This window comes from Streptomyces sp. NBC_00400 (assembly GCF_036048035.1).
Lineage (GTDB): Bacteria > Actinomycetota > Actinomycetes > Streptomycetales > Streptomycetaceae > Streptomyces.
Genome location: NZ_CP107940.1, coordinates 5847241 through 5873165 on the forward strand (window position 1 = coordinate 5847241; position 25925 = coordinate 5873165).

Sequence of the window (25925 nt, forward strand, 5' to 3'; positions counted from 1 at the left end):
CGCAGCCTGCTTACCGTGTCATCCATGTCGTTTACTCCGTACACACCCAAGCCGGTGGCCGGCCGCCGGGAGTGGACCGCCCTGGGCGTCCTCCTGCTGCCCTGTCTTCTCGTCTCGATGGACGTCTCGGTGCTCTACTTCGCGGTGCCGTTCCTGACCGCGGAGCTGAAGCCCAGCAGCGTCCAGCAACTGTGGATCCTCGACGTCTACGGGTTCGTCCTGGCCGGCCTGCTGATCACCATGGGCGCGCTGGGCGACCGCATCGGCCGCCGCAAGCTGCTGCTGTCCGGGGCTCTCCTCTTCGGGCTCGCCTCCGGGGCCGCCGCCTACGCGCGGAGCGCCGAAATGCTCATCGCCGCACGGGCGTTGCTCGGCATCGGCGGTGCGACCCTGATGCCGTCCACCCTCGCGCTGATCCGCAACCTCTTCCACGACGCCAGGCAGCGCGGCAAGGCGGTCGCGATCTGGTCGGCCGCGGTGACCGGCGGCATCGCGGTCGGCCCGGTGCTCAGCGGGGCGCTGCTGGAGCACTTCTGGTGGGGCTCGGTGTTCCTGGTCAATGCCCCGGCGATGGTGCTGCTGCTGGTCTGCGGGCCGCTGCTGCTGCCGGAGTTCAAGAACCCGGCGGCCGGGCGCTTCGATCTGCCCGGCTCGCTGCTCTCCCTGCTCGCCATGCTGCCGGTGGTCTACGGCGTCAAGGAGATCGCCCGCGACGGCCTGGCGGTGCTGCCCGTCCTCGCCCTGGTGACCGGGCTGGCGGCCGCCGCGGCCTTCGTCCACCGTCAGCGCACCGCCCGTCATCCGATGCTCGATCTGGAGCTCTTCCGGCACCGCGGATTCAGCGTCTCGGTGCTGATGAACCTGCTGGCGATGTTCGCGATCGTGGGCTGCGCGGTGTTCTTCACCCAGTACCTGCAGTCCGTGCGGGGCATGAGCCCCATGGAAGCGGCGCTGTGGAATCTGCTGCCGACCCTCGCGGTGGGCGGGATGGCGCCGGCCGCCACCGCGCTCGCCCAGCGGATGGACCGGGCCTATGTCATCGCCATGGGGTGCGGCATCGCGGCCTGCGGCTTCGTCTGGCTGTCCTGGCTGGAACCGGGCTCGGCCCTGTGGTTCGTCCTGGTGGCCTCGGCGGTCTACGCCTCGGGCCTGGTGATGGTGATGTCGCTCGGCAACGAACTGGCCATCGGCCTCGCGCCGCCCGAGCGGGCGGGCTCCGCCTCGGCCGTACTGGAGTCCGGCACCGAACTGGGCGGCGCGCTGGGCATGGCGGTCCTGGGCAGCGTCGGGAGCGCGATCTACCGCGGTGACATCGGCGGCGCGCTGCCCTCCGGCCTGCCGGCAAACGCGGCGGACGTGGCCCGGGAGACGCTGGCGGGCGCCGCCGCGGTGGCCGGTCAACTCCCGGGCCGGACCGGCGAGATGCTGCTGACCGCGGCCCGGGCCGCGTTCACCGACGGGCTGCGGACGGCGGTGCTGGGTGCCGCGGGTGTCATGGTCGTGGCCGCGGTGCTGGCGCTGACGCTGCTGCGGGGGCTGCGGACAGCGGGAGTTGAGGGAGAGCCGGACGCTTCGGGGGTGGCCGGCGGGCAGCAGGGTGCGGTGGCTGGAGCAGAGGCAAAGGCAGGGGCGGGCGCGGCCGGTGCGCCTGCGCCCTAGCCGGGGGAGGCTCGGGGAGACACCTCCTGGGGGCGCACCCCTGGGAGGTGCCGGCCGTGGGCGTCCCGTCTCGCTTGCGGCGGCCGGAGCGGACCCGTCTCTCTTGCGGAAGTGCCCCGGTCCGGCGCTCGGCCGCCGGCCGGCCGGCGGACCTCACTCGGGTGCGACGCCCAGCATCCGCTGGAGCAGTTCCTTCAGCAGCGTCCGCTCGGCGACCGTCAGACGGCCGAGGGGTTCGCGGGCGAAGTGGAGTGACGTGCGCAGCGCCTCGGCCGTGCGCGCGCCCTCGTCGGTGGGGGCGGCGAGCTTGATGCGGCGGTCGGACGGATCGGGGCGGCGCTCGACCAGGCCGCGGGACTCCAGGCGGTCCACTATGCCGGTGACGTTCGACGGCTCGCACTTCAGGCACTGGGCGATCTTGCGCATCGGCAGCGGTTCGAGGGAGAGCAGCCTGAGCACCCTGGCCTGGGCGCCGGTGAGGGAGTGCTCGGCCGCGGCGAGCTCGTACTCCTCGTAGTAGCGGGCGACGACGGTGCCGATGAGGTCGACGACCTCGACGGTCAGGGAGTCTGCGCGGGGGGTCATACACACGAGGATACCCATTTACTTGACAACATGAAATATCGAGGAGCATGGTTGTTTCAGTACCTGAAGCTTTAGGAGGATCGCGCTTATGTCCGCACTGCCCACGACCGGCCGCGAATGGCACCTCGTCGCCCGCCCCCACGGCTGGCCCACTCCGGAGGACTTCGCGCTGCGCGAGGCCGCGGTGCCCGAGCTCGGCGAGGGCCAGATCCTCGTCCGTACGCAGCACTTCTCCGTCGACCCGTACATGCGCGGCCGGATGAACGACGTGAAGTCCTACGTCCCGCCCTTCCAGCTCGACCAGCCGATGGACGGCGGCGCGGTCGGTGAGGTCATCGCCTCGCGCGATGATTCCCTGGCTGTCGGTGATCATGTGCTGCACGGTCTCGGCTGGCGTGAGTACGCGGTGCTGGACGCCAAGCGCGCCGCCAAGGTGGACCCGTCGCTGGCTCCGCTCACCGCCTACCTCGGTGTGCTGGGCATGCCGGGCCTGACCGCCTACGCGGGCCTGTTGGAGGTTGCGTCCTTCAAGGAGGGCGACGCCGTCTTCGTATCCGGCGCGGCCGGTGCGGTGGGCAGCGAGGTCGGCCAGATCGCCAAGCTCAAGGGCGCCTCCCGGGTCATCGGCTCGGCCGGTTCCGACGACAAGGTCAAGCTCCTGGTCGAGGAGTACGGCTTCGACGCCGCCTTCAACTACAAGAACGGCGATGTCGCGGGGCAGCTCAAGGAGGCGGCGCCGGACGGCATCGACGTCTACTTCGACAACGTCGGCGGCGACCACCTCGAAGCGGCCATCAGCTCCCTCAACGTCCACGGCCGCGCCGCCATCTGCGGCATGATCTCGATGTACAACGCCACGGAGCCGAGCCCCGCCCCGCGCAACCTCGCGATGGTGATCGGCAAGCGGCTGCGCCTGCAGGGCCTGCTGGTCAGCGACCACGCCGCACTGCAGCCGCAGTTCGTCGAGGAGGTCTCCGCCTGGATCCGTTCCGGCGAACTCAAGTACAGCGAGACCAAGGTGGCCGGCATCGAGAACGGCGTCGAGGCCTTCCTGGGCCTGCTGCGCGGCGAGAACACCGGAAAGATGATCGTGAGCCTCGACAGCTGACGACGACCCGGCGTCGGCCTGGGGGCGGGGGAGGGGTGGGGCGGGGGCGGGGAAAGCCCGAGGCTCATCCACTTCACCCCCCACCCGCCTCGCCACCTCTGCCTCGCCACCCCACCCCGCCCCCTTGCCCCGCCCGTTAGGCTCGGCGGCACGCCGTCGCGATCCGTGGGCGCGAGTCGCGGCGAACCACAGGAGGATTTGGTATGTCCATCCAGTCCGTCGATGTCGTCTACACCGCCGTCGCCACCGCTGAGAACGGCCGTGACGGCCGTGTCGCCAGCGATGACGGCAAGCTCGAGGTGATCGTCAACCCGCCCCAGGAGCAGGGTGGCAGCGGCGCCGGCACCAACCCCGAGCAGCTGTTCGCGGCCGGCTACAGCGCCTGCTTCCAGGGCGCGCTCGGCGTCGTCGCCCGCCGGGAGAACGCCGATGTCTCCGGCTCCCGGGTGACCGCCAAGGTCGGCATCGGCAAGACCCCGGACGGTGGCTTCGGCCTCACGGTCGAGATCTCCGCCGCGATCCCGAATGCCGACGCGGCCACCGCCCGCGACCTCGTGGAGAAGGCGCACCAGGTGTGCCCGTACTCCCGCGCCACCCGCGGCAACATCGAGGTCACGCTGACCGTCGTCTGACACCCGGCGCCGGAGGCCGCGGCCGCCGGAGGCCGTGGGCACCGGAAGTCGCGGTCGCCGGAAACGTGAGGCCGGGAGAAGTGAGGCCAGGGGCCGTATCCCGCGCACGGGATACGGCCCCTGGTGCGTCTGCCGGTTCCCGCCGACGCGGCGTCAACTCGCGCTATTCCGGCGGGGCTTCACCACGTTCCTCCCCACAGCTCCGCCGGCGGTCGGCCGGCGGGGGCCCTGGTCTCCGGGGCCTGTCCGGAGGAGCGAGGAGGAGCGAGGAGGAGCGATGGACGATCAGGACACGGAGCAGGAGGGCGACCGGTGGGCGCCGTCTGACAGGTGGCAGGTGGCCATCGGTGTGCTGGGCCTGCTGGTGGCGATCGTCGCGTGTGTGGGGCAGTTCGCCCGGTAATTGCCGGAGGGGCCCCGTGGGTCCGGACACGGCCGGTGCCCGCCGTCGAGGCGGGACGGCCAACGGGGGAGTGCCCGGGCTCGACAGGCCCCGTGCCCTCCCGCACTGCGAGGTGACGCATGACGTGACGCGTGATGTGACGCATGGTGTGACGCAGCCAACATTCACGCCGTCTTGACGCACGCCCCGTGTAATCGATTTCGTAGCCCCCGCGAATCCCTCACGAAATCGATTACACATCGATCATGCGAAGCCGCTCCCCGGACGGGAAGCGCTCGCACGGACAGAACGGCAACGGCGCCATGGCGAACATCAAAGATGTGGCAGAACGGGCAGGGGTCTCCGTCGCCACGGTTTCCCGGGTCCTCAACGGCCACAGCCCGGTCACGGAGACCCGCGAGCGGGTGCTCGCCGCCGTACAGGAGCTGGGCTACCGCCCCAACAACGTCGCCCGCGCGCTGCGCACCGCACGGACCGGCGCGCTCGGTCTGATCATCAGCGACCTCACCAACCCCTTCTTCACCGAGCTGGCCGACGCCGTCGAGGACGAGGCCCGCAGCCTCGGCTACAGCCTGGTGATCGGCAACGCCGGCGAGCGCCCCGCACAGCAGGACGACTACATCCGCACCCTGCTCGACCGCCGGATCGACGGCCTGCTGGTCAGCTCGGCCGGCACCGGCTCGGCGATGCTCCGCGAGGTCGTCGCCTCCGGCACCCCGCTGGTCCTGCTGGACCGCGCCGTGCCCGGCATCGACGCCCCCTGTGTACGTGCCGACGGCCGCGCCGCGCTCACCGAGCTCGCCGCCCATCTCGCCGCCCTCGGCCGCCGCCGGCCGGCGATCATCGTCGCCCCGGCCGGCACCCCCACCGGCGACGAGCGCCTGGACCTCTTCCGTACGGCGCTGGCCGGGCACGGCATCGCACTGCCCGACGAGCGGGTCGGCGCCACCCCCGACCTCCAGCACACCGGCGGCCGGCAGGTGATGAGGACCTTCCTCGACCTCCCCGAACCGCCGGACGCGGTGCTGGCCACCGACAACCTGATGGCGCTGGGCGCGATGGACGAGCTCCGCGCCCGCGGGCTGCGGGTCCCCGACGATGTGGCGCTGGTGGTCTATGACGACGTGCCGTGGTTCACCCACACCGATCCGCCGCTGACCGCCATCGCCCAGCCCACCCGCGGACTCGGGCGCGCCGCTGTCCACACCCTGCTGGAGCGCATCGAGGGGCGGCCCGCCGACTCGGTGCTGCTGCCCGCCCGGCTGGTCACCCGCCGCTCCTGCGGCGAGGCGCCCGCCCTCTGAGCAGGCCCGCCCGGCGCCCGGGACCGGCACTCCGGTCCCGGCTCCCCCGGCCGGGCGGGCCACCCGAGTCAGTTACCGCACAACCCACCCGAGGAAGAGAGGGGCAGCGCATGACCGGCGTCAACGACGACGAACCGGGCGGCCGCGAACTGCTGCGCGTGGAGGGGGTGACGAAGTCGTTCCCTGGCGTCCGCGCGCTGGACGGCGTGGACCTGACCCTGCGCACCGGTGAGGTGCATGTCCTGCTCGGCGAGAACGGCGCGGGCAAGAGCACCCTCATCAAGATGCTCTCCGGCGCCCACCGCCCCGACGAGGGCCGCATCCTCGTGGACGGCGACGAGGTCACCATCCGCTCCGCGCAGGACGCCGAACGGCACGGCATCGCCACCATCTACCAGGAGTTCAACCTCGTCCCCGGGCTGACCGTCGCCGAGAACATCTTCCTGGGCCGCCAGCCGCGCACCGCGCTCGGCCTGGTCGACCGGAAGACGATGCGGGCACGGGCCGCCGAGCTGCTGCGGCGCGTACGGCTCGACGTCTCCCCGAACACCCCGGTCGCCGAACTGGGCATCGCCCGCCTCCAGATGGTCGAGATCGCCAAGGCGCTCAGCCTGGATGCGCGCGTCCTGATCATGGACGAGCCGACCGCGGTCCTGACCTCCGAGGAGGTCGAAACCCTCTTCGCGATCGTCCGCGAGCTGCGCGACCTTGGCGTCGGCATCATCTTCATCACCCACCACCTGGACGAGATCGGCGCACTCGGCGACCGGGTCACCGTCCTGCGCGACGGCCGCTCCGTCGAGGAGGTGCCGGCCTCGACGGACGAGGACGAGCTGATCCGCCTCATGGTGGGCCGGGACATCGCCGAGCAGTATCCGCGCCGGCGCCCCGAGGAGCCGGGCGCGCCCCTGCTGCGCGTCCGCGGTCTGACCCGCAACGGCACGGTGGCCGGGCCGGTCTTCGAGGGCATCGACTTCGAGGTGCGGGCCGGTGAGGTCGTGGGTCTTGCCGGGCTGGTCGGCGCGGGCCGCACCGAGGTGGCCCGGGCGGTCTTCGGCGTGGACCGCTATGACGCCGGGAGGGTCGAGATCGACGGCAAGGAGCTGGCCCGCGGCGATGTCCGCGCCGCCATGCGTGCCGGGCTCGGCCTCGTACCGGAGGACCGCAAGGGCCAGGGCCTGGTCATGGACGCCTCCCTCCAGGACAACCTCACCCTCGCCCGCCTCGACCGCGACACCCGCGGCGGGCTGGTGGACCGCGGCGCGCAACGGCGCGAAGCGGCCACCGTCGCCGGGCAGTTGAAGGTCCGGATGAGCGGGCTGGGGCAGAGCGCCCGCACCCTCTCCGGCGGCAACCAGCAGAAGATCGTCATCGGCAAGTGGCTGCTGGCGGACACCAGGCTGCTGATCCTCGACGAGCCCACGCGCGGTATCGACGTCGGGGCCAAGGTCGAGATCTACCAGCTCATCAACGAACTGACCGCGTCCGGCCGCGCGGTGCTGATGATCTCCAGCGATCTGCCCGAGGTGCTCGGTATGAGCGACCGGGTGCTGGTGATGTCGCAGGGCCGGCTGGCCGGAGAGCTGTCGGCCGACGAGGCCACCCAGGACGCCGTGATGGAGCTGGCGCTCCAGTCCCCGCACGGCACGAGCACGAGTACGAGCACGAAGCACCACGACGAGAGCGCGATGGAGGGCTCCGATGTCCACTGAGCTGAAGAAGGGAGCCGCCGCCGAGGCGGTGGGACGGGCCCCGGACCGGGGCGGTGCGGGAGCGTGGTTCTCCCGGGCGGTCCTCAGAAACGGCCCGCTCGGCGGACTGATCGCCCTGGTCGTGGTGATGGCGGTGCTGTCCAGGGACTTCCTCAACGGCCAGAACCTCCTCAATGTCGGTGTCCAGGCGTCGGTCACCGCGATCCTCGCCTTCGGCGTCACCTTCGTGATCGTCTCGGCCGGGATCGACCTCTCCGTCGGCTCGGTCGCCGGGCTCTCCGCCACCGTCGTCGCCTGGGCGGCCACGAACGAGGGCCTGCCCGTCTGGATGGCGGTACCGCTCGGCCTGGCGGTCGGCGCGGGGGCCGGTCTGGTCTCCGGCGCGCTGGTCGCCTACGGCAAACTGCCCGCCTTCATCGCCACGCTGGCGATGCTCTCGGTCGGCCGCGGTCTGGCCCTGGTCATCTCCGGCGGCTCGCCGATCCCCTTCCCCGGCTCGGTCGGCGCGCTCGGTGACACCCTCGGCGGCTGGCTGCCGGTGCCCGTCCTCGTCATGATCGCCATGGGGCTGATCGCCGCGCTGGTCCTGGCCCGTACGTACACCGGCCGGGCGATGTTCGCGATCGGCGGCAACGAGGAGGCGGCCCGGCTCTCCGGCATCCACGTCAAGCGCCGCAAGCTCGTCATCTATGCGCTGTCCGGGCTGTTCGCCGCGGTCGCCGGCATCGTGCTCGCGGCCCGGCTCACCTCCGCCCAGCCGCAGGCCGCCACCGGCTACGAGCTGGACGCGATCGCCGCCGTCGTCATCGGCGGGGCCAGCCTCTCCGGCGGCTCCGGCAAGGCGTCCGGCACCCTCATCGGCGCGCTGATCCTCGCCGTCCTGCGCAACGGCCTGAACCTGCTGAGCGTTTCGGCGTTCTGGCAGCAGGTGGCCACCGGGCTGGTCATCGCGCTGGCGGTGCTCCTGGACACGCTGCGCCGCCGGAGCGCGCGATGAAGGCCCCGATGAACGCCTGGAGGAACGCCCCGAGGGCCGGCCGGCGGAACGGCCCGGGGAACGGCCGGAAGGCCGTACGCGGGAGCGCACGCAGGACCGCCCGGCTCAGGATGCCGCTGGCGGCCGGGCTGGCCGCGACCGTCGCCCTGGGGCTGGCCGGCTGCGACCGCGGGGGCAACACCGACCTGGGGCTGGCGCTGTCCACGATGAACAACCCGTTCTTCGTCGGCATCAAGAAGGGCGCCCAGGCCGAGGCGGACGCCCGCCATCTGCACCTCAACATCACCGACGCGCAGAACGACCCCACCCAGCAGATCAACCAGATGGAGACGTTCACCAGCCAGAACGTCAAGGCGGCCATCATCAACCCGGTCGACTCGGACGCCGCCGTCCCGGCCGTCGGCGTCGCCAACCGGGCGAAGGTGCCGGTGATCTCCATCGACCGCGGCGTCAACGGCGGCAAGGTCGGCTCGACCATCGCCTCCGACAACGTCGCGGGCGGCCGGCTCGCCGCGAAGACGCTGGCCGAATCGCTCGGCGGCAAGGGCAAGGTGGCCTTCCTGGAGGGCCAGGCCGGCACCTCGGCGGCCCGCGAGCGCGGCCAGGGCTTCGAGGAGGGCATCAAGAAGTACCCCGGCATCCAGGTCGTCGCCCGGCAGCCGGCGGACTTCGACCGCACCAAGGGCATGGACGTGATGACCAACATGCTGCAGGCGCACCGCGACATCGGCGGGGTGTTCGCCGCCAATGACGAGATGGCGCTGGGCGCGTCCAAGGCGCTGGGCGGCCGCTCCGGCAAGGACGTGAAGGTGGTGGCCTTCGACGGCACACCGGACGGCGTCACGGCGGTCCGCAAGGGCACGCTGACCGCCACCGTCGCCCAGCAGCCGGAACTCCTCGGCAAGCAGGCCGTGGACTGGGCGCTCAAGGCCTCCCGCGGTGAGAAGCTGCCGCAGTCGGTCAGAGTGCCGGTGGTGCTGGTGACGGCGAAGAACGCCGCGAAGTTCGACGGCTGAGAGTGCGGCCCGGCGGGTCGCCGGGCCACGACGGAGGAGAGAAATGGGAGAGCGGCGCATGTATGACGTCCTGGTGGTCGGCTCGGCCAACGCGGATCTGACGGTACGGGTCGCGCGCCGGCCCGGTGCGGGCGAGACCGTGACCGGCACGGATCTGGTCGAGTCGGCCGGCGGCAAGGGCGCCAACCAGGCGGCCGCCGCGGCCCGGATCGGCGGACGCACCGCGCTGCTGGCGCGGGTCGGCGGCGACGCCTACGGTGAACTGCTGCTCGGCGCCCAGCGCGACGCGGGCACCGATGTCACGCCGGTGATCGTGGACGACGCGGCCCGCACCGGCACCGCCATGATCCTGGTCGACCCGGACGGCGACAACAGCATCGTGGTCTCGCCCGGCGCCAACGCCGCCCTCACCCCGCAGGACGTGGCGGCGGCGAAGGACACCATCGCCGCCGCCTCGGTGGTCTCCCTCCAGCTGGAGATCCCCATGGAATCGGTACGCGCCGCCGCCGCGGCCGCCGGGCAGGCCGGCACCCGCGTCGTCCTCAACCCCTCCCCGGCACCCGAGGCGGCCGCACTGGCCCCCGAACTCCTCGCGGCCGCCGACCCGTTGGTGGTCAACGAGCACGAGGCACGGCAGCTCTCCGGGCTCGCCGACGGCACGCCCGCCGCTTGGGCGCAGGCGCTGCGCGAGCGGGGCGCCCGCTCCGTCGTGGTCACCCTCGGCGGCGACGGCGCGCTGGTCCTGGACGCCTCGGGGGCCGCGGACGTCCCTGGCGTACGGGTCAAGGCCGTGGACACCACCGGTGCCGGCGACGCCTTCACGGGCGCCCTCGCCACCCGCCTGGCCCGTGGCGACTCGCTGCCCGAGGCGGCGCGCTTCGCCGTACGGGTGGGCGCCGCGGCCGTCACCAAGCCGGGCGCCCAGCCGTCCTATCCCACCCGGGCCGAGCTGGACGTGCTGGCGCCCGAGGCGGCGCGGGGCTGAGGCCCGGCCCCGGCCTGCCGGACGCGGGCAGGCCGGGCAGGCCGTGCAGACCGTGGAGGCCGGGCAGGCCGGGGGAAGGCTGATCCGGAGAGCGCTGGACCGGGGAGTGCAGGGCCGAGGTGCGCTGCTCCGGGAGTCGATCCGTTGCTTACTGCCGGTTTACGGGTCCTTTGGGCAGGATGGGTGCTGTGAGGCAACTGTCGTGTGCCTTACGGGATCTGAGGAAGGACCAGCAGTGCGCCTAACCCCCGTCCCGGTATCGGTCGCCGTGCCCGCGTCACCGGGCCTTCGGGGCTGATGGCCGTGACCGTCTCCACCCCGCCGTCCCCGTCCTCTTCGTCCTCCCCGTCGTCCGCGCCGGTGGCCGCACCTCCGCAGCCCACCCGGGATCCCCGGCCGGCGGACCACCGTCCGGCACCGTGGCTGCGGCCGACCATCCGGATACGGCTCGCCCTGCTCTACGGCGGCATGTTCCTGATGGCGGGAGTCGTGCTGCTCGTCATCATCTACTTTCTGGCGGCCAGGACCCTCAAGGAGGGCACCCCGGAGTTCAGGGTGTTCGGCAGCAACGTCAGGCTGGGCAACATCAGCTGTCCCGACCTGCCGTCGGTCGCCTCGCTCGACGAGATCAACGCGGCGATCGGACACTGCCTCCGCAACCAGCGCGAACAGGCCCTGCACACCTTCCTGAACAGCTCCGTGCTGGCTTTGCTGGGTCTGACGGTGGTGGCGTTCGCTTTCGGTTATGCGATGGCGGGGCGGGTGTTGTCGCCGTTGGGGCGGATCACTCGGACTGCTCAGCGGGTGGCGGGTTCGGATCTGCACCGGCGGATCGAGCTGGGGGGTCCTGATGACGAGCTCAAGGAGCTTGCGGACACCTTTGACGAGATGCTGGACCGGCTGGACCGGGCGTTCGAGTCGCAGCGGCGGTTCGTGTCGAATGCTTCGCACGAGTTGCGGACGCCGTTGGCGATCAACCGGACGTTGCTGGAGGTGCAGCTGGCGGATCCGGGGGCGTCGCCGGAGCTGGCGCAGCTGGGCAAGACGCTGCTGGCGACCAATGAGCGCAGTGAGCAGCTGGTGGAGGGGTTGTTGCTGCTGGCGCGCAGTGAGAACAAGGTCGTGGACAAGAAGCCGGTGGATCTGTCGGAGGTGGCTTCGCAGGCGGTGGAGCAGACCCGTGAGGAGGCGCAGGCCAAGGGGGTGGAGCTGCGCGGGGTGCGGGAGCAGGTGTTCGTGCAGGGCAACGGGGTGCTGTTGGAGCGGATCGCGCTGAATCTGGTGCAGAACGCGGTGCGCTACAACGTGCCGGAGGAGGGCTGGGTGGAGGTGACGACGGAGCCGCAGCACGGGCGTGCGGTTCTGGTGGTCTCCAATACCGGGCCGGTGGTTCCCGCCTATGAGGTGGAGAACCTTTTCGAGCCGTTCCGGCGGCTGCGCACGGAGCGCACCGGCAGTGACAAGGGGGTCGGGCTGGGGCTGTCCATCGTGCGCTCGGTGGTGCGCGCGCACGACGGCACGATCACGGCCCAGCCCCGCGAGAACGGCGGCCTGACGATGCATGTGGTGCTGCCGCTGTAGGCGCGGGACGGGACGGGACGGGACGGGACGGGACGGGGCCGGACCGGGAGGGAGCGGGGCGGGGCGTGATGCGGTGGCCGTCGCGCCACCCACTCCCCAAAGGGTTGATTTACCGGCTGGTTGACTCGAGAGGGTTGGCGTCCGCGCCCTCGGTGTTGAGCAGTACGACCGTGCGGGTGCTGTGCTCCGCCAGCGCCGCGCGGCGTTCGGGGGCGGAGGTCAGGGCGGCCCGGGCGCCGGCCAGCGAGGCGGCGCCGCAGGGCCCGGAGGAGAGTCCGAGCGCTGCCAGGTCGCGGGCCGCGCGGGCGCTGTCGGCGTCCGTGACGGCGACAGCGGCGTCGAGGCCGTCGCGCAGCAGGGGCCAGGCGGCGCTGGAGGGTGTGCCGCAGTTGAGCCCGGCCATGATGGTGGTGCCGGTGGAAACGCTGGTCGGGCGGCCGGTGGTGAGGGATGTCAGGACAGCCGCGGCGGTGTCCGGTTCGACGCTCAGCAACGACGGCGGCGGCGCGTCCCGCGGGGCGCGGTAGTGGCTGACGGCGGCCTGCGCCAGTGAGCCGACGCCGACGGGGACGGCCACCAGCCCGGCGGGTCCGGCGCCCAGCGCGCGCAGTTGCGCCTCGGTCTCGTCGAACAGCGTGGCGTAGCCCTCGATGATCCACCCCGGTATCCGGGTGTAGCCGGGCAGGGCGGTGTCCTGGACGAGGACGGCGCCGGGTGTGCGCGCGGCGGCGTCGGCAGCCCGGTGTACGGCGTCGTCGTACGACCCGTCGACCCGTGTCACCCGGGCGCCCTCCTGTGCGATGGCGGCGGCCGCCGCCGGGTGCACCGCAGTGGGTACGAAGACCTCGGCGGTCAATCCCAGCAGCCGGGCGGTACGGGCCACGGCGCGACCGTGGTTGCCGTCGGTGGCGGTGACGAGTCGTTCGCCGGGCGTCTCTGCCAGGGCCCGGTGGATCGCCCAGGACGCCCCCAGGATCTTGAATGCGGGCAGGCCGAGCCGGGCGGACTCGTCCTTGACGAACGCCCGGTGGACTCCCAACTCGTCGGCCAGCGCGGGGAGTTCGCGCAGCGGTGTCGGGGCGTAACCGGGCAGGGTGGCGTGGAATCCGATCGCTTCACGCGGCGCGGGCGGACAGGTCCAGGAACGGGCGGGCGGGTGTGCGTACCAGTCAGTGGTGGGCATGGGGAGCACGCTGCCGTACCGCCGCCCCAACGGTCCAGCACATCTTTTCGAGCAATGATCGTCGGAAGAGCCGAACGATGGAAGGGCGCTGGACCGGTCCTGCTCGATCTTCACCGGCTGCGGCTGCTGCGCGAGCTCAAGCACCGCGGCACCCTCGCCGCCGTCGCGGCGGCCCTCTCGTACAGCCCTTCCTCGGTCTCGCAGCAGCTCTCGGTGCTGGAGGCCGAGGTGGGCGTGGCGCTGCTGGAGCCCGATCTGCCGGTGCAGCTACGGCTGGTGGAGCAGGGGCACGCGGCGGCTCTCCTGCCCGACCTGCTGTGGGGTGGGAGCGCACCGAGCGTTCCGCTGCTGCCGCTGCCGCTGCCGCTGCCGCTGCCGCTGCCGCTGCCGCTGCCGCTGCCGCTGCCGGACGGCGGCCGCACCCGGCGGCTCTTCACGGCCGTACGGCACGGCAGTGAAGGCCGGCGGCCCGGGCCTGCCGTGCGGCGCTGCAGCGTGCCGTCGAACGCGCCCGTTGCCTGCCCTGAGCGCCTGGCAGACCCGGTCCGTCGCCCCCCCCGGAACCGGTGACGGGAGTACTACCTCCGCGCGCCCCGCGCCGCCGCCGTCTCCGAGGCCGCCACCGTCAGGATCGCCCGTACCTGCTCGGTGATCGCGGCCCGGTGGTGGACGAAGTCCGGGTCGGTGACCTGGCCGTGTGCCGGGTCCGTGTTGCCGGGGCCGAACTCCAGTACCGGGGTGTGCAGATGCCCGCCCGGGAGCGCCGGGCGCACCGCGTCCCTCAGCAGGGTCGCCCGATAGGCGATCTCGTTGGACAGATAGTCCCCGCCGCCCCCGGCACGGGCCGTTGACCCGGGAGTGGGGCCGTCCGGCCGGTCGACCGGCCCGGTGCCGCCCGCCGGGATCTCCGTGACCTCGGTGTGGTCGACCACGGGGAAGGGCCCGGTCCCGGCCGCCACGATCCGTGCGTACGGCAGGCTGGTGGTCGTCCACTGCGGCTGCGGCCGCACGGTCGGCACCCCTGCCGGAATCGGCACGGTCTCCGTACGGGATTCCCGCGCGTTGTCCGGATAGCCGCCCCGCCAGGCCCCGTTGGTCCGCTCGACATCGAACCGGCCGGGCCGCCCCTGGCTGATCGTCGTGAACAGATCGGCCTGCCGCGGGCCGCGCCGGAAGTGCGGCAGCAGGGTGCGCTCCACCGTGCCGTCCGCGAAGTCGGCCCACCGTACGGGGAAGACCGCGGTCTCGATCCGGGCCGGCTGCCCGGAGGCGGTGCGTACCGTCGTCCCGTCCAGCGCCAGCGCCGCCGCCCCCGACGGGTTGCTGCGCCGTGCGTCGGCGTCCAGCTGGAACGGGTCGAATCCGGTCACCACGATCCGCAGGACGTGCTGGTCCGCGGGCAGTTCGACCGAGTCCTGGCCGCGCGAGCCCCGCTCCAGCGACCCGAGGAGGGCGCCGCGCTCGGACTCCGTCAGTCTGAAGTCCGGCTCCCACTGCCGTAGTTGCCTGGTCATTCCCAGCCGCGCCCAGTACAGCGGCCGGTCGTCGTCCCGGCTCAGATCCCCGCCGTCGGGTCCGCGTCCCTGCGCCCGGTCCACGGCCCGCCGCCACAGCGCCCGCCCCTCGCCGGCGACGTAGCGCCGGGCCTCGCCGTAGGTGGTCACCCGTGCCAGCCCGGGCCCGAACTCCCGCTCCACCGCGTCGAATCCGCTGCGCCGCAGGATCTCCTGCGGCGCGGTCCGTGTCAGCCGCCCCTCCTCCACCGTGACATCCGCCGGGGTGGCCGCGGTGGCCGGCGCCGTCAGGGACAGCGGGGCGGCGGCCAGCAGCGCGACACCGAGCGCGCCGATCCTGGTACGTATGCGTCTCATGGGGGCGAGTAAAGCGGTGTGCGCTGCGGGACGGTAGAGGGAGGGGCCGATGGCCGATATCCCGGGGCGCCCTGCCCCTTGCCCCGTCCACTCGCCCGTCCCCGTCCCGGCCCCCTGCCCCTGCCCCCGCCCGCCGAGCGGCCGCGGATAGGGTTTCTGATTCGGTCCGGTCCGGCCCACCACCGCGTCCGGCGACAGGCACCAGACTCAGGGGGATCTCTGTGGCCACCCCGCCACCACCGCACGGCCCGTACCCGTACGCTCCACCGCCCGCGGAGCCCTATGCGCAGCAACCTGCCGGTGCCTTTCCGCACCAGCCGCCGGGTGCCGTTCCGTACCAGGCCACCGGCCCGTACGCCTCACAGCCGTACGCCCCACAGTCGTATGCCCCACAGCCGGGGTACCCGGCCCAGGCTCCGCCCCCGTACGCCCAGCAACACCCGCATCCATACGCCCAGCAGCACCAGTACCCGCAGTCGTACGCCGCTGCCCCGGGTGGTTGCCGGCTCTGCGGTGCTCAGCCCGCCGTGCAGGCCACCGTGCGCGGGCACCAGGGCATCCTCTACGTGATGCGGTTCCTCAGCCGCAAGGGGATGTTCTGCCGCTCCTGCGGGCTGGCCACCTACCGCGAGATGTCCGCGAAGACGCTGTGGCAGGGCTGGTGGAGCCCGCTGTCGGTGGTCATCACCCCGCTCACCCTGCTGATGAACCTCGGTCCCCGGGGCCGGTTCCGCAAACTGGCCGCCCCCACAGGCGGCTTCCGGCCCTCGCTCGACCCGGGCAAGTCGCTGCTGCGCCGCCCGGAGGCGCTGCTGTTCCTGGTGCCGATGGCGCTCGTGGCCGTGGCGATTCCGGTCTTGTTCGTCTGCGGCGTGTTCATCGACGAGGCCGGTGTCGGGAAGGCACCCACCCTCGCCGTCGGTGACTGCGTACGCAACGAAGGCGACTGGAAGGACCAGGACCTGGAGATCGTGGACTGCGGTTCGGCCGACGCGGAGTACAAGGTGACCCGCACGCTCGACTCCTCGAAGGACCAGTGCGCCGACGGGGAGTTGATCGCCGACATCCAATTCAGCCGGGACAAGGTGACGGTGTCCTGCCTCGCCCCCGCCCGGTAGGGGCGAAGGGGCACAGGGCAATGGGACAGTGGGGCAACAGGGGTCCGGAGGATCAGCCCCCGCCCGGCTCTGCCCCGGGCTCCTCTCCCGCCCCGAGCAGCGCCAGGAAGTCCCGGAACGCCGCCGGCATGTCCACCTCCTCCGGGTCCAGCAGCCACTGCAGTTGCAGGCCGTCCATCACGGCGGCCAGCAGCGGCGCCGCCCGCTCGGCGGACAGGCCGCCGGGCAGCGTGTCGCCGTACTCGGCCCGCAGCACCTCGGCCATCGAGGCCCGCACGGCGCGGAAACGGGATTCGAAGAAGGCGCGGGCGGGGTGGTCCTCGGTGACGCTGTCGGCGGACAGCACCGTGTAGGTCTGGACGATGCCGGAGCGGGTGGCGTTGTAGTCGACGAGCTGGGCGAGGGCGTCGGTGCGCAAGGTGCCGGACGCCGCGGCGGCCGAGGCCAGGTCCCAGCGGTCGCGCGCCTCCAGCACGCCGACCAGCAGCAGCTGCTTCGTCGGGAAGTGGTGCAGCAGCCCCTGCTGGGTCAGTCCGGCGCGCTCGGCGACGGCGGCGAGTGAGGTACGGCGGTAGCCGCGCTCGGCGATGAGCTCCATGGCGGCCTGCAGGATGGCCTCGCGCCGCTCCGCGCGCCGGGTCTCCCGCCCGCCGCCGCCCCGCCGGGCGCCCGCCCCGCCACCGTGGGATCTGTCCTGGTCTGGTGCAGTCACCGGCCGAGCGTAACTCCCGCGTGGAGATCCCGTACGACTGGTGTATCGGAAAGGTAACGACGCCTACCGGCCAGGAGGTGGGGCGGCAAGAATCGCGGCAAGGGGGGCCGCACGTCCATCAGGGAGCACCGGAGAACCGCATGACCGACACCCAGCCCCACCACCCCACCGACGCCCCACACCGTGCCCGCGGCGAGGCGCACGACTACACCGCAGTGGTGGAGCGGGCGCTCGCCGCGCTCGACCTCGATACCAAGGTCCGGCTGCTGTCCGGCCAGGACATGTGGACCCTGCCGGCCGTGCCGGCGATCGGGCTGCGGTCGCTGGTGATGTCGGACGGCCCGGTCGGTGTGCGGGGCCGGGAGTGGAACGCCGAGGACCCCTCGGTCACGCTGCCCAGCCCCACGGCGCTGGCCGCGACCTGGGACCCCGCGCTCGCCCGCCGGGCCGGCCACCTCCTCGCCCAGGAAGCCCGCCGCAAGGGCGTGCACGTACTCCTCGCGCCGACCGTCAACCTCCACCGCTCACCGCTGGGCGGCCGCCACTTCGAGTGTTACGCGGAAGACCCGCTGCTCACCGGCGCGATCGGTGCCGGGTATGTGCGCGGTGTGCAGGAAGGCGGCGTCGGCACGACGGTCAAACACTTCGTCGGCAACGACGCCGAGACCGACCGTTTCACCGTCGACAACCGCATCGCCCCGCGCCCGCTGCGCGAGCTCTATCTCGCGCCCTTCGAGCACATCGTCGAACACGCCCGCCCCTGGGGCGTCATGACCGCCTATCACCAGGTCAACGGCGCGACGATGACCGAACACCGGGCGCTGGTGCAGGACGTGCTGCGCGGCGAATGGGGCTTCGACGGCGTCAATGTCTCCGACTGGACGGCCGCCCGCGACACCGTGCGCGCCCTGCGCGCCGGCCTGGACGTGGCGATGCCGGGGCCCCGAACGGTCTACGGCGCGCCGCTCGCCGAGGTCGTCCGTGCGGGTGAGGTGGCCGAGTCGGAGGTGGACGACGCGGTGCGCAGGGTGCTGCTGCTCGCCGCCCGCACCGGATGCCTGGAAGGGGTGCCGGCCGCGGTCGGCCCGGCCGGTGTCCCGCAGGGCATCGACGGCCGGGCGGTGGCCCGCGAGATCGCCCGGCGGGGGTGTGTCCTGCTGCGCAACGAGCCGGTGGGCGGGGCACGGCGGGCCCTGCCGCTGGACGCCGCGGCCCTGGGCAGGGTCGCCGTCATCGGGGCGGCCGCCCGAGAGGCCCGGGTCCTCGGCGGCGGCTCCGCGACCGTCTTCCCCGACGCGGTCGTCTCCCCGCTGGAGGGGCTGCGCACCGCGCTCCCCGAGGACGTCGAGGTCACCTTCGCCGTCGGCGCCGATCCGCGCACCCGGGTCCCGCACGCCCGCGACGGCTTCACGCTGCGCGCCCGCTACCTCGCCGCCGACGGCCGCGTGCTGGCGGAGACACCGCAGGCCGACGGCAAGGTGCAGGTGACCGGCCGCCTGCCCGAGGGCGTCACCCGGCAGGACCTGAGCGCCGTCGAGCTGACCGGGAGCTACCTCCCGCGGCTCACCGGCCGCCACACCCTCGCGGTCTCCGGCAGCGGCGAGCTGCGGCTGACCGTCGGCGGTGCGGTCCTCTTCGACGGCCGCCTCGCGCCCGAGAGCAACGACCCCTTCGAGACCTACCTGCGTCCCGCCCAGCGGCGCATGACGGCGGAGCTGACGGCGGGCGAGAGCGTCGAGATCACCCTGCGGTGCACGGCGGACGGCCCGCAGCCGGGCGAAGGCCCGGCCTCGCCGGCCTTCGCCCTCGGCCACGGCGAACCGCAGCCCGACGCCGATGCGCAGATCGAGGAGGCGGTCCGCGCCGCGGCCGGCGCCGAAGTCGCGATCGTGGTCGTCGCCACCACCGAGGAGACCGAGTCCGAGGGCTTCGACCGCAGCGATCTGCGGCTGCCCGGCCGCCAGGACGAGCTGGTCACCCGGGTCGCCGCCGCCAACCCGCACACGGTCGTGGTCGTCAACTCCGGTTCCCCGGTGGAGCTTCCGTGGCGCGCCGAGGTCCCCGCCGTGCTGCTGAACTGGTTCCCCGGCCAGGAGGCCGGTGCGGCGCTGGCCGACGTCCTGCTCGGTGCCCATGAGCCGGGTGGCCGGCTCCCCACCACCTGGCCCGCCCGCCTCACCGACGCCCCGGTCACCACCGTGACCCCCGCCGACGGTCAACTCACCTACTCCGAAGGGGTGTACCTCGGCTATCGCGGCTGGCAGCGCTCCGCCCCCGCGCCCGCCTACCCCTTCGGCCACGGACTCGGCTACACCGACTGGGAGTACGAGTCGCTGGACACCACCCCCGACTCGGTGCGGGTGCGGATCCGCAACGCGGGCGACCGGCCCGGCCGCGAGGTCGTCCAGATCTATCTGGCGCCCACGGCGGACGCCGCCCCTGACGCCCCGGAGCGCCCGGTCCGCTGGCTGGCCGGCTTCGCGGTCGTCGAGGCCGGCCCCGGTGAGAGCGCGGAGGCCGAGATCCCGCTGCCGGACCGGGCCTTCGCGGTCTGGGAAGCGGGCGACGGCGGGGAAGCGGCGGACGGCGGCTGGCGCCGGGTCAAGGGCGTCTACCGCGTCGAGGCGGCGCACAGCGTCGACGACCGCAGGCTGACGGCGGAGGTCACCGTCGGCTGACCCGGCCGGGGACGGGGGCGCTCCTGCCCGGGAACGCCCCCGGCGGCGCCCCCTCACGAGGTCACCACGGACACATCACCGCCGCTCGTCCGTGCCGCCACCTTGTGCGCGGAGCCCTCGTCCGTCGGGACGGAGACCTTGCGGGTGCCGCCGCTCGTCGAGGCGTCCACGGCGTAGGAGGAACCCTTCGGCAGGCGGATGGTGACACTGCCTCCACTGGTCCGGCCCGACACCTCGTCGGGTGCCGTGGACAGCGCAAGGTCCACGTCTCCGCCGCTGGTCCTCGCCTTCGCCGTGCGGGCCGAGGAGTCCGCGACGGTGATATCGCCGCCGCTGGTCTCCGCGGCGATGCCGCCCGACGCGCCGTGGACGATGATGTCCCCGCCGCTGGTCCGCAGGTCGACCGAGGCGTTGCGCGGCAGCAGGACCCGGTAGTTCACCGCGCACTTGCGCCCCATGCCGCATTCCTCGGCCTTGAGCGTCAGCCGGCCGTCCTTGACCCCGTGCTCGGGGGACGGCTTCTGCTTGTTGTACTCGTACTTCTCCGTCACCTTCACCGACCCGCCGGCGTCGATCGGCACCACCTCGATGTCCCCGCCGTGCGTCGTCGCCGAGAGTGCGGTGACCTTGCCCTTGACGGTGTACGTCCGCTCCGCCTCCTTCGTCAGGCCGAAACCCGACACCGAGCAGCCGGTCACCAGCACGGTCAACGCCGCACAGGACAGTACGAGATGGGGAACGCGAAGGCGGGCCATGGCGAGAGGTCTCCCGGGGCAGACAGCGGACGAAGGGACCGGAGTTCCGGTCACTCCTCATCGTTCCTGCTCCGCCGCCCCACCGCGTCAGCGCACAGGATGACCTCCTCCGGCCCCCGCCCTTAAGGGTTTCCCGCACTCCTGGGGCCTGAAGGGAGGCCCCAGGGACCTGTCTTCAGGCCCGAGGCCGCACCGAGAACGCGTAGACGGTCTGTGACCGATAGGTCTCGCCGGGCCGCAGCACCGTGCCGGGGAAGTCCGGGCGGTTCGGCGAGTCCGGGAAGTGCTGGGTTTCCAGGGCCAGGCCGGCCGCCGGTCCGTAGGGGACGCCCGAGGTGCCGGTCAGGGTGCCGTCGAGGTGATCCGCCGTGTAGAGCTGCAGACCGGGCTCGGTGGTGGACAGGTCCAGGACGCGGCCCGAGCGCCGGTCGTACAGCTCCGCGACCGTACGCGGCGCGGCGTACACACCGCCGTCCAGCACGAAGTTGTGGTCGTAGGCACCCGCCACCGCACGCGCCGCCCGGAAGTCGAAGCGGGTGCCGGTGACATCGGCGGGCGGACCGGGCAGCGGTATGCCGGTGCCGTCGACGGGCGTGTACCGGGACGCCGTCAGCCGCAGCTCGTGGCCGGTGGCGCTGCCGCTGCCGTCGCCCCCCAGATTGAGGTAGGTGTGGTTCGTGAGGTTGACGACGGTCGGTGCGTCGGTCGTCGCCTGCGAGACGATGCGCAGCGCGCCCGCCGAGAGGGTGTACGTCACGCGGACGTCCAGGGCGCCGGGAAAGCCTTCCTCACCCGCCGGGCTGACCCGGTGCAACTGCACGCCCCCGTCGACCTGACAGGCCTCCCACACCACCCGGGAGAATCCCCCCGGCCCGCCGTGCAGACTGTGCCGCCCGTCGTTCGGCGTCAGCGTGCGGGCCTCGCCGTCGAGCGTGAAGGACGCCCCGGCGATCCGGTTGGCGTACCGCCCGACCAGCGCGCCGAAGTACGACCCGCCGTGCGCGGCATACGGCGCGAGGTCGGCGAAGCCCAGCGCCAACTGCCCCCTCGTCCCGTCCCGGTCCGGCGCCTCCACCGTCTGGATGATTCCGCCGTAGGTGAGGAGGCGGACCCGCAGCCCGCCCGGACCCGACTCCAGGGTCCAGCGGTCGACGCGGGTGCCGTCGTCCAGCATGCCGAAGGATTCCCTGCTGACCTGCGTCGTCATACGCGTGAGCCTATGCCCAGCCCCTACGGCTGCGCCCGGGTGATCACACGGAACGCCAGTGCCGCCAGCTCCTTCTGGCCGCGGGCGCCCGGGTGGAACCAGTCCCAGGTGCTCAACTGGCGCCCGGTGAAGCGGTAGTCGAAGACCGACTTGTCGAAGCGGCACAGCGGATCCTTGCCGCACACCTCGGCCAGCGCCGCGTTGTAGGCCACCACCCGTTCCCGCACCGTCGCCCGGCGGCCTCGCGCCGCCTTCGTCAGATCGTCCGGATCGCGCAGCATGGACCCGCAGATGCCCAGCTTCCACACCTGTTTGCCGAGCGGGTTCTTGCGCCCTTCGGACCACAGCCGCAGCAGGTCGGGGACCGCCGCGACATACACCTGGGTGTGCGGCAGGGCGCGCCGCAGCCGCTTCATGGAGCGCGCGAAGCCGGCGCGGAAGGCGGCCGTCGGGGTCATCGCCCCGACGTCGCGCCGGCAGGCGTCATTGGCGCCGATCAGGACCGTGACCAACTCGGGTTTGCGGTGGACGGCCGCGGTGATCTGGTCCGGCAGATCGCTCATCAGCGCACCGGTCCTGGCGAAGTTCCAGCTCTGGGTGGCGGGGTGTTTGACGAGCCGTCGGGCGACGCTGCCGACCTTGGGGTCGGTGCCGGTGGCCCAGGAGACCCGGGGGCATTCGGAGAGCAGCGTGCAGGCGTCGAAACCGACCGTGATCGAGTCCCCGAGCGCCGCGACCGAACCGGGGTCGGTGTGCCATACGGGCGTCGGCTTGGGGTGCGGCTTCTGGGGGTGCCCGCCGCCGCTACAGGCGGTGAGGGCGATCACCAGGGCGGAAGCGGCGGCGACGGTGCGTGAGGAGCGGCGGCCGAGGCGGCTGCGCCGGGGGCGAACAGGCCGATCGATCTGCTTCATCCCCTGTCCCCTCCGGCGTGCGAGTGATATCTCTTCGGGTACCGACGGTACGTCACCCCCGGGCCGGCACCGCGCGGTAGCTTTGCCCCGTGCCTGCCGGGCGGTGACCCCAAGTGGCTGGTGCAGTCGGCACAGACCAAATTACATCACGTCATTTCCTGTCCCTTTTGCGGCAAATTCCGCCTAATGGTGTTTACTGTAGGTCACCAGCATGCTGGTGCCGAAGTGGTCACTGGGGCAGAATGACAACTGTCCCGGCCGCAACCGGAACGGGCACGAGGCCGCTGGGGAAGGCGAACCTCGAACCGCACTGGAGGTCCCGGTGACGACACGTGGAGTTCTGTACATCCACTCCGCTCCGCGCGCGCTGTGCCCGCATGTCGAATGGGCCGTCGCGGGCGTCCTCGGTGTGCGCGTCAATCTCGACTGGATCCGCCAGCCGGCGTCCCCGGGCACCTGGAGAGCCGAGTTCTCGTGGCAGGGGGAGGCCGGCACGGCCTCCAAGCTGGCCTCCGCGCTGCGCGGCTGGCATCTGCTGCGCTTCGAAGTGACCGCGGAACCCTGCTCCACCGCCGAGGGCGAGCGCTACAGCTCCACCCCCGACCTGGGCATCTTCCATGCCGTCACGGGCATCCACGGCGACATCCTCATCCCCGAGGACCGGCTGCGCGCCGCGGCCGCCCGCGCGGCGCGCGGCGAGACCGACCTCGCCGCCGAGGTCGACAAGCTCCTCGGCAAGCCCTGGGACGACGAACTGGAGCCCTTCCGGTATGCGGGCGAGGGCGCCCCGGTCCGCTGGCTCCACCAGGTCGTCTAGCCGCGCCGCGCCCTGTCCCGACACGCGGCAGCAGTTGCCCTGGAGTGCGCTCCACGGCCTAGCGTGCCGTCATGGCCGACAACAATTCTTCCGACGCCCCGTCAGTAGCGGTGCTCGGCACCGGAATCATGGGTGCGGCGATGGCCCGCAACCTCGCCAGGGCCGGTCTGGACGTCCGGGTCTGGAACCGCACCCGCGCGAGGGCCGAGCCGCTGGCCGCCGACGGGGCCCGCGTCACCGGCACGCCCGCCGAGGCGGTGGACGGCGCCGATGTGGTCCTCACGATGCTCCTGGACGGGGAGGCCGTCCTGCAGGCGATGCGGCAGGCCGCGGACGCGCTGCCGTCCGGTGCCCTGTGGCTCCAGACGAGCACGGTGGGCACCGAAGCCCTCCCGTCACTCGCCCGGTTCGCCGACGAGCACCGCCTGCGGTTCGTGGACGCCCCCGTACTGGGCACCAAGGCGCCCGCGGAAAAGGGTGAGTTGACGATCCTGGCAGCCGGCCCGCAGGACGTCAGGGAACGCGCCGAGCAGATCTTCGGCATCGTCGGGAGCCGCACCCGGTGGGTCGGCGGGGACGGGGCGAGCGGGGCGGCGAGTCATCTCAAGCTCGTCGTCAACAACTGGGTGCTGACGGTCATCAACGGTACGGGTGAGTCTCTCGCGCTCGCCAGGGCACTTGGCGTGGACCCGCGCGACTTCCTCGGCGCGGTCGCCGGCGGGGCGCTCGACATGCCGTATCTCCGGCTGAAATCCGAGCTGATCCTGTCCGGGAACTACCCACCGAGCTTCACGGTGTCCGCGGCCCGCAAGGATGCCCGGCTGATCCTGGAGGCCGCCCGGGACGGTGGTGTGCGCATGGACCTGGCCCAGGCCTCCGCCGAACGCTTCCGGAGGTCCGAGGAGCAGGGGCACGGCGAAGAGGACGGCGCGGCCGCCTACTTCGCGAGCTTCGGGGGCTGAGCGGCCCGCGGGAGGAACGCCGAGGGCCCGTCCGGTGAAGTCCTCACCGGACGGGCCCTCGGTACGTGCGTCAGACCGTCCGGAAGGCCAGGACCACGTTGTGGCCGCCGAAGCCGAACGAGTCGTTCAGGGCCGCGATCCGGCCCTCGGCGGGCAGCTTGCGGGGCTCGCCGCGGACGATGTCCGCGTCGGCCTCCGGGTCGAGCTGCTCGATGTTGATCGTCGGCGGGGCGATCCGGTTCTTGAGCGCGAGGACCGTGGCCACCGTCTCGATGCCGCCCGCGCCGCCCAGGAGGTGGCCGGTCATCGACTTCGTGCTGGTGATGGCCATATGGTCGACGTCGTCGCCGAACGCCTTGCGCAGTGCCCGGAGCTCGCCGACGTCACCGGCAGGCGTCGAGGTCGCGTGCGCGTTCACGTGCACGATCTCGGCGGGGTCGAGGCCGGTGTTGTCGAGCAGGTTCTGCAGCGCCGCCGCGATGCCGTTGCCGGACGGCTCGGGCTGCGTGATGTGGTGGGCGTCGGCCGAGATGCCCTGGCCGACGGCCTCCGCGTAGATCGTGGCGCCGCGGGCCTTGGCGTGCTCCTCGGACTCCAGGACGATCACGCCCGCGCCCTCGCCGAGCACGAAGCCGTTGCGGTCGACGTCCCAGGGGCGGGAGGCGCCCTGCGGGTCGTCGTTGTTCTTGGACATCGCCATCATGTTGCCGAATGCCACGATCGGCAGCGGGTGGATGGCGGCCTCGGTGCCACCCGCGACGACGACATCGGCGCGGCCCGAGCGGATCATCTCGATGGCGTAGCCGATGGCCTCGGCGCCCGACGCACACGCCGAGACCGGCGTGTGCACACCGGCGCGGGCGTTGAACTCGATGCCGACGTTGGCGGACGGCGAGTTCGGCATCAGCATCGGCACGGTGTGCGGGGAGACGCGGCGTACGCCCTTCTCCTTGAGCACGTCGTACTGGTCGAGCAGGGTCGTCACACCGCCGATGCCGGAGGCGATGACGGCGCCCAGACGGTCGGGGTTGACCGCCGTGTCCTCGCCGGCCTTGGCGGTGAAGCCCGCGTCCTTCCAGGCCTCCTGGGCCGCGACGAGCGCGAACTGCGCCGAGCGGTCCAGCTTGCGGGCCTGCGGGCGGGGAATGGTCTCGGACGGCTCGACGGCGATCTGCCCGGCAATACGGACGGGCAGATCGGTGGCCCAGTCCTGTTCGAGGGTGCTGACACCGGAACGTCCGGCGAGCAGGGCCTCCCAGGACGAAGCGCTGTCGCCACCCAGCGGTGTGGTTGCGCCGATACCGGTGACGACCACGGTGCGATTGGTCGCGTTCACGGGAATTCTTACTCCACGGGTAGAGGGGTCTGAATCGACGGCGCCACCGCGGGGTGGCGACATGCGCGGGAGCTGGATCAGCTCTGGTGCTTGAGGATGTACTCGGTCGCGTCGCCGACCGTCTTGAGGTTCTTGACGTCGTCGTCCGGGATCTTCACGTCGAAGCGCTCTTCGGCGGCGACGACCACCTCGACCATGGACAGCGAGTCGACGTCCAGGTCGTCGGTGAAGGACTTGTCCACCTGGACGTCCTCGGTGGGGATCCCGGCGATCTCGTTCACGATCTCGGCGAGACCGGCGACGATCTCTTCCTGAGTGGCGGCCATGATGGCGCTCCTTCGGTCATTTTATGGGGAAACTGCGTTACTTGCGGTGAGGATCCGTGCGACG

The 25925-nt window shown here is 72.4% G+C and carries 22 protein-coding genes and 2 pseudogenes; 14 read left to right on the forward strand and 10 right to left on the reverse strand.

The features are described from left to right. The first annotated feature begins 24 nt into the window (after positions 1-24). Positions 25-1659 carry an MFS transporter gene (locus tag OHS81_RS25570; RefSeq protein WP_328386992.1) on the forward strand — a complete coding sequence of 545 codons (1635 nt, stop codon included), beginning with the start codon at positions 25-27 and terminating at the stop codon, positions 1657-1659. Between the two features lie 153 nt (positions 1660-1812). Here OHS81_RS25570 and OHS81_RS25575 read toward each other — a convergent pair whose 3' ends face one another. Further along, on the reverse strand, positions 1813-2244 hold the full coding sequence (locus tag OHS81_RS25575) for a MarR family winged helix-turn-helix transcriptional regulator (RefSeq protein WP_328386993.1): 432 nt from the start codon (positions 2242-2244) through the stop codon (positions 1813-1815). Positions 2245-2332: 88 nt separating this feature from the next. On the opposite strand from OHS81_RS25575, the gene OHS81_RS25580 reads away from it, so the two are divergent. From OHS81_RS25580 to OHS81_RS25615, 8 genes and pseudogenes are all read left to right on the forward strand, one after another. Continuing rightward, positions 2333-3352 carry an NADP-dependent oxidoreductase gene (locus tag OHS81_RS25580; RefSeq protein ID WP_328386994.1) on the forward strand — a complete coding sequence of 340 codons (1020 nt, stop codon included), beginning with the start codon at positions 2333-2335 and terminating at the stop codon, positions 3350-3352. Between the two features lie 203 nt (positions 3353-3555). Next, positions 3556-3984: an organic hydroperoxide resistance protein gene (locus OHS81_RS25585; protein WP_328386995.1), complete on the forward strand. Its 429-nt coding sequence runs from the start codon at positions 3556-3558 to the stop codon at positions 3982-3984. 277 nt (positions 3985-4261) lie between these two features. Beyond that, a complete protein-coding gene (locus OHS81_RS25590) occupies positions 4262-4387 on the forward strand; it encodes a hypothetical protein (RefSeq protein WP_328386996.1) in 126 nt (41 codons plus the stop codon). Positions 4388-4689: 302 nt separating this feature from the next. After that, positions 4690-5691 (forward strand): LacI family DNA-binding transcriptional regulator, encoded by a 1002-nt coding sequence (locus tag OHS81_RS25595; RefSeq protein ID WP_328391423.1) that lies wholly within the window; start codon positions 4690-4692, stop codon positions 5689-5691. Positions 5692-5801: 110 nt separating this feature from the next. Then, entirely contained in the window at positions 5802-7403 is a 1602-nt protein-coding gene (locus tag OHS81_RS25600) for a sugar ABC transporter ATP-binding protein (RefSeq protein WP_328386997.1), read from the forward strand. Beyond that, positions 7393-9416 (forward strand): annotated as a pseudogene (locus tag OHS81_RS25605) (ABC transporter permease/substrate-binding protein). Before OHS81_RS25600 ends, OHS81_RS25605 begins: the two are co-directional and overlap by 11 nt. 58 nt (positions 9417-9474) lie before the next feature. Beyond that, on the forward strand, positions 9475-10401 hold the full coding sequence (locus OHS81_RS25610) for a ribokinase (protein ID WP_328391425.1): 927 nt from the start codon (positions 9475-9477) through the stop codon (positions 10399-10401). Positions 10402-10704: 303 nt separating this feature from the next. After that, on the forward strand, positions 10705-11982 hold the full coding sequence (locus tag OHS81_RS25615) for a sensor histidine kinase (RefSeq protein WP_443058763.1): 1278 nt from the start codon (positions 10705-10707) through the stop codon (positions 11980-11982). Positions 11983-12091: 109 nt separating this feature from the next. Here the strand turns inward: OHS81_RS25615 and OHS81_RS25620 are convergent, their stop codons facing one another. Beyond that, positions 12092-13165, reverse strand: a complete 1074-nt coding sequence (locus OHS81_RS25620) for a pyridoxal-phosphate dependent enzyme (RefSeq protein WP_328386999.1) — start codon at positions 13163-13165, stop codon at positions 12092-12094. A gap of 99 nt (positions 13166-13264) precedes the next feature. Here OHS81_RS25620 and OHS81_RS25625 point away from each other — a divergent pair. Then, positions 13265-13417: pseudogene (locus tag OHS81_RS25625) on the forward strand (helix-turn-helix domain-containing protein); the annotation flags it as partial. 326 nt (positions 13418-13743) lie between these two features. Here the strand turns inward: OHS81_RS25625 and OHS81_RS25630 are convergent. Together OHS81_RS25630 and OHS81_RS25635 are read right to left on the reverse strand one after the other, a co-directional pair. Then, positions 13744-15036 (reverse strand): pyroglutamyl peptidase, encoded by a 1293-nt coding sequence (locus tag OHS81_RS25630; protein ID WP_328387000.1) that lies wholly within the window; start codon positions 15034-15036, stop codon positions 13744-13746. A gap of 359 nt (positions 15037-15395) precedes the next feature. After that, positions 15396-15587, reverse strand: coding sequence for a hypothetical protein (locus OHS81_RS25635; protein ID WP_328387001.1), 192 nt, complete (start codon positions 15585-15587; stop codon positions 15396-15398). Positions 15588-15605: 18 nt separating this feature from the next. Here OHS81_RS25635 and OHS81_RS25640 point away from each other — a divergent pair, with 18 nt between their 5' ends. Then, positions 15606-16154 (forward strand): LppU/SCO3897 family protein, encoded by a 549-nt coding sequence (locus OHS81_RS25640; protein WP_328387002.1) that lies wholly within the window; start codon positions 15606-15608, stop codon positions 16152-16154. Between the two features lie 52 nt (positions 16155-16206). On the opposite strand, the gene OHS81_RS25645 is transcribed toward OHS81_RS25640, so the two are convergent. Then, positions 16207-16866: a TetR/AcrR family transcriptional regulator gene (locus tag OHS81_RS25645; protein WP_328387003.1), complete on the reverse strand. Its 660-nt coding sequence runs from the start codon at positions 16864-16866 to the stop codon at positions 16207-16209. A gap of 140 nt (positions 16867-17006) precedes the next feature. Between OHS81_RS25645 and OHS81_RS25650 the strand changes: the two genes are divergently transcribed. Continuing rightward, positions 17007-19544, forward strand: a complete 2538-nt coding sequence (locus tag OHS81_RS25650) for a beta-glucosidase family protein (protein WP_328387004.1) — start codon at positions 17007-17009, stop codon at positions 19542-19544. Between the two features lie 53 nt (positions 19545-19597). Here OHS81_RS25650 and OHS81_RS25655 read toward each other — a convergent pair whose 3' ends face one another. The 3 genes from OHS81_RS25655 to OHS81_RS25665 all read right to left on the reverse strand — a co-directional run bounded on the left by OHS81_RS25655 (position 19598) and on the right by OHS81_RS25665 (position 22420). Then, complete coding sequence (locus OHS81_RS25655; protein WP_328387005.1) at positions 19598-20299, reverse strand: DUF4097 family beta strand repeat-containing protein; 702 nt, start codon at positions 20297-20299, stop codon at positions 19598-19600. Between the two features lie 175 nt (positions 20300-20474). After that, positions 20475-21506, reverse strand: coding sequence for an aldose epimerase family protein (locus OHS81_RS25660; RefSeq protein WP_328387006.1), 1032 nt, complete (start codon positions 21504-21506; stop codon positions 20475-20477). 23 nt (positions 21507-21529) lie between these two features. Continuing rightward, entirely contained in the window at positions 21530-22420 is an 891-nt protein-coding gene (locus tag OHS81_RS25665) for a GDSL-type esterase/lipase family protein (RefSeq protein WP_328387007.1), read from the reverse strand. Between the two features lie 322 nt (positions 22421-22742). Here OHS81_RS25665 and OHS81_RS25670 point away from each other — a divergent pair, with 322 nt between their 5' ends. Next, positions 22743-23237 carry a DUF3145 domain-containing protein gene (locus tag OHS81_RS25670; RefSeq protein ID WP_328387008.1) on the forward strand — a complete coding sequence of 165 codons (495 nt, stop codon included), beginning with the start codon at positions 22743-22745 and terminating at the stop codon, positions 23235-23237. 71 nt (positions 23238-23308) lie between these two features. Further along, positions 23309-24199, forward strand: coding sequence for an NAD(P)-dependent oxidoreductase (locus OHS81_RS25675; protein WP_328387009.1), 891 nt, complete (start codon positions 23309-23311; stop codon positions 24197-24199). Between the two features lie 70 nt (positions 24200-24269). Here the strand turns inward: OHS81_RS25675 and fabF are convergent, their stop codons facing one another. Next, on the reverse strand, positions 24270-25535 hold the full coding sequence (gene fabF / locus OHS81_RS25680; RefSeq protein ID WP_328387010.1) for a beta-ketoacyl-ACP synthase II: 1266 nt from the start codon (positions 25533-25535) through the stop codon (positions 24270-24272). Between the two features lie 77 nt (positions 25536-25612). Continuing rightward, a complete protein-coding gene (locus OHS81_RS25685; protein ID WP_030991425.1) occupies positions 25613-25861 on the reverse strand; it encodes an acyl carrier protein in 249 nt (82 codons plus the stop codon). Positions 25862-25925: the final 64 nt, after the last annotated feature.